This is a genomic window from Martelella sp. (genome assembly GCF_984369615.1).
This window is the reverse complement of the sequence record NZ_CFHTCS010000398.1, coordinates 1-3,771: the sequence shown is the minus strand read 5'-3', so window position 1 is coordinate 3,771 and position 3,771 is coordinate 1. Positions and strand designations below refer to the sequence as shown.

General features: G+C 63.4%; 5 protein-coding genes and 1 pseudogene. 4 read left to right on the top strand and 2 right to left on the bottom strand.

The features are described from left to right. The 4 genes and pseudogenes from AC5DC2_RS21050 to AC5DC2_RS21035 all read left to right on the top strand — a co-directional run. Nucleotides 1-138, top strand: a pseudogene (locus AC5DC2_RS21050) (RDD family protein); the annotation flags it as partial. Nucleotides 139-215: 77 nt separating this feature from the next. After that, nucleotides 216-968, top strand: a complete 753-nt coding sequence (locus AC5DC2_RS21045; RefSeq protein WP_024709098.1) for an arginyltransferase — start codon at nt 216-218, stop codon at nt 966-968. Between the two features lie 104 nt (nt 969-1,072). Next, nucleotides 1,073-1,525, top strand: coding sequence for a large conductance mechanosensitive channel protein MscL (mscL, locus tag AC5DC2_RS21040; RefSeq protein WP_024709097.1), 453 nt, complete (start codon nt 1,073-1,075; stop codon nt 1,523-1,525). A 31-nt stretch (nt 1,526-1,556) separates the two neighbouring features. Beyond that, nucleotides 1,557-2,102: a GFA family protein gene (locus AC5DC2_RS21035; protein ID WP_491699900.1), complete on the top strand. Its 546-nt coding sequence runs from the start codon at nt 1,557-1,559 to the stop codon at nt 2,100-2,102. A 73-nt stretch (nt 2,103-2,175) separates the two neighbouring features. On the opposite strand, the gene AC5DC2_RS21030 is transcribed toward AC5DC2_RS21035, so the two are convergent. Together AC5DC2_RS21030 and AC5DC2_RS21025 are read right to left on the bottom strand one after the other, a co-directional pair. After that, nucleotides 2,176-2,493 (bottom strand): DMT family transporter, encoded by a 318-nt coding sequence (locus AC5DC2_RS21030; protein WP_491699899.1) that lies wholly within the window; start codon nt 2,491-2,493, stop codon nt 2,176-2,178. A 154-nt stretch (nt 2,494-2,647) separates the two neighbouring features. After that, a complete protein-coding gene (locus AC5DC2_RS21025; protein ID WP_024709094.1) occupies nt 2,648-3,556 on the bottom strand; it encodes a sensor domain-containing diguanylate cyclase in 909 nt (302 codons plus the stop codon). Between the last annotated feature and the right edge of the window lie 215 nt (nt 3,557-3,771).

Here is a 3,771-nt window from a genome sequence, read left to right as displayed (position 1 = left end):
GTGCATCTGGCGCTGTTCTGGCTGTTCAACTCGGTGCTGACGCCGCTCGTCCTGCTGGTCGGCCTTTTTACCGACCGCAAGCGCCTGCTGCATGATTTCCTCGTCGGCGCCGTGGTGGTGCGCGAGGAAGCGATGTGAAGCATACCGGGCACGGTTGACCTTTTTTCCGATTGCGCCATGCTAGGGTCAATTGTCCAACGCATGTTGTGCCGGTCATGAACACGCAAGCCACGCTTTCACCGCAGTTTTACCTGACCGCGCCGGCGCAGTGCCCCTATCTGGAGGCCGAGCGCGAGCGCAAGGTCTTTACCCATCTCGTCGGGCCGCGCGCCAACGAGATGAACGACCTTCTCACCCAGGGCGGCTTCCGGCGCTCGCAGAACATCGCCTACCGGCCGGCCTGCGAGAACTGCCGCGCCTGCGTTTCCGTCAGGATCGTGGCCGGGGAGTTCGAGACGCCGCGCTCCCTGCGCAAGATATGTTCCCGCAACAGCGACCTCGTGACGACGGAACGCCCGGCCATCGCCACGGCCGAGCAGTATGACCTGTTCCGCACCTATCTCGACAGCCGCCACCAGCGCGGCGGCATGGCCGACATGACGATCGACGATTACGCGGTGATGGTCGAGGAAACCCATGTGGAGACGCGGCTGTTCGAATACCGCGTTTCAACCGGCCGTCTCGGCGAAGAGGGCGAGCTCGTTGCCGTGGCGCTGTCCGATATCCTTGTTGACGGGCTGTCGATGGTCTATTCCTTCTTCAACCCGGCCTATGTGAAACGCTCTCTCGGCAGCTACATGATCGTCGATCATGTCTCGCGCGCCAGAAGGCTCAGCCTTCCCTACGTCTATCTCGGTTACTGGGTCAAAGGCTCGCGGAAAATGGACTACAAGAAGCGCTTCCGGCCGCAGGAGCACCTGACGGGCAAGGGCTGGGAACGGGCAGACGTCGAGGAGCCTGTGGAATAGGCGGCTCGAATTCCCCTTTCAACCCGGAGCGTATGGAACCTTCCCGCGCAATCGCCTAACCTTGTCCTCCCGCAGCGGACGAGATCGGCAAGGATGGAGGTTTCATGCTCAAGGAATTCAGGGATTTCATTGCGAGAGGCAATGTCGTGGACATGGCCGTCGGCATTATCGTCGGCGCGGCGTTCACCGCGATCGTCCGCTCGCTGGTGGCCGACATCATTGACCCGATCATCGGGCTGATCATCGGCGGCATCGATTTTTCAGACATGTATTTCGTGATGAACGGCACGGTTCCCGATGGCGCGAGCCTGGCCGACGCGCGCGATTCGAGCGCGGCGATCTTCGCCTATGGCGCCTTCGTCACCTCCGTCATCAACTTCCTCATCATTGCCTTCGTCGTCTTCCTGCTGGTCAAGACCATCAACCGCGTGCGCGCCGCAGCCGAACGCAAGGCGAAGAAGCAGGCGGAAGCCGAAGCCGCAGCGGCCCCGCCGCCCGGCCCGAGCGAACTGGACGTGCTGCTCGAAATCCGCGATGCGCTGAGGAACAGGCAGTAGCCCGGCATCCCGGAGGAAAGGAGGCGTGCCGATGGCAAGGACAGTGAGGGTGCAATGCCGCTGTGGCGGCGTGGTCATGGAGGCGGAGGACGCGCCGATCATGAGCGCCGAATGCCTGTGCAGCTCATGCCGGACAGCCGCCGAAATCATGGAAGGCCTTCCCGGGGCTCCGCGCCTGCGGGAAGCGTCGGGCGGCACGCGCATGGAAGTCTACCGCAAGGACCGGGTGCGCTGCATAAGGGGCGCAGAGAACCTGCGTGCGTTCCGGCTGAACGACAGGACAAGGACCCGGCGCGCCGTCGCGGTCTGCTGCAACACGCCGGTCCTGCTCGACGTCACGGTCGGCCACTGGGTCGACCTCTACGGCGTCCTCTGGCCGGAGGGCGCCCTGCCCCCGCTGCAGTTGAGAACAATGGCCGGCACGCTCGACGATCCGTCATCGCCGCCGGACGACGTGCCGAACCTGAAGACCTATTCGGCGTCTTTCTTCTTTCGCCTCATGGCCGCCTGGGCGGCGATGGGTTTCCGCAGGCCGGCGCTCGACTATGTCGAAGGCGAGTTCGAAGTGAACCGCTGACGCGACGGCAGCCGCGCGAAAGAGCCGCGATCGCGGAAGCGGGCAAAGGAAACCGGCATCCGGCCACGGTGGCCTACCCTTCCGACAGCTTCATCACCACGATTCCGGAAATGATCAACGCCGCCGCAATGAGCCTGCCCGGCGTCGCCGCTTCGCCGAGAACCGCAACTCCGATGGCGAACGCGCCGACGGCGCCGATGCCGGTCCAGATCGTATAAGCCGTGCCGAGCGGCAGCGCGCGCATGGAAACCGACAGCAGCGCGAAGCTTGCAGCGGCCGCGACGACGGTGACGAGCGTGGGACCGGGAAGGGTGAAGCCTGCGGACTTTTTCATCGAGAAAGCCCAGACGATTTCAAGAACGCCGGCGATTGCAAGCATGAACCAGGCCATGACACGGCCCTCCTTTTGATCAAGAGTGGCCGGGCCGTCCCGGATTGTGACAGAAGACGCAGGTCGTCCCGCGCGGGCTTTATGTAACCGCGACGCGCACGAAGGTCAATTTCCTTCGCCGCGGACGGACAGGCGAAGCCCCTTCATAACGCCCTCAATCGGAAAGACAGACCCTGTTCTTCCCGGCGCGCTTCGCCTTGTAGAGCGCCGCGTCGGCGCGGGCATAGAGATCGGCCTGATCCTCGCGGCAGGTTGCGGGCGCAATGCCGGCGGAAAAGGAATAGCTGAAATCCGGGTGTTCGGAAAACGGCCTGAGCGCGCTCACCGCCTCCAGCATCGTCTCGACCGCGCCTGCGGCCTCCGGCGGCGTCATGCGCGGCAGGACGAGACCGAACTCCTCGCCGCCGAGGCGGCCGAAACAGTCGATGCGCCGGACCAGCGTCGAGATTTTCTGGGCGAAGCCGACCAGCAGGCGGTCGCCGTAAGCGTGGCCAAAGCGGTCATTGACCTGCTTGAAGTTGTCGACATCCAGGATGGCGAAACAACCTGGCGGGCTCCCTGTCGTCTCCGCCTCGCGCTCGATCATGTCGACAAGCCGCTCCATCAGGAAACGGCGATTGGCGATGCCCGTCAGATCGTCCGTCAGCGAGGACCTGAGCGCGATGTCGCGTTCCTGCCGCAGCGTCCGCCCCTGCGCGCGAAGCGGCGTGATGTCGCTTGCAAGGCATAGCATCCACCCGTCCTCGTCCACCGTTTCCGTCATCCACAGCCAGGTGCCGTCATGCACGTCGGTCTCGAAGGCGCGGAACGGCACCTTGCCGCGCCTCGACAGCGTGCCCTTCAGCCAGAGCTCGAAATCGGGGCTGGAGATCACCGTGCCGCGGCGTGCATGGAAATTGCGGCGCATCAGATCGGGCCAGTACGGATGTTCCTCCTCTTCGAGAAAGAAGGTTTCCCGGTACTTACGGTTGGCGAAGAGCAGCCTGTCTTCTTCATCGAATACCGCGAAAAACACGTCGGTCAGTTCCATGAAGCGGAGAATGCGTCTCAGTTTGCCTTCCATGAAAGAGCAACGTCCCGTTTGGTCTCAGCGCACGCTGCGGACAATGGCATGCCTTCTACACTGTATGGTTAAGATCGGCGAACGGGTCAACAGCCCGGCAGCGCTTTCTGCCCGCCACGCGCCTTGCGAATTAGCGCGCGAGGCCAAGCCAGATCACATGCTTCAGTCCGCGTTTCTTGCGGTGGGCGCGCACCGTCTTCACCTCGGTTTCGAAA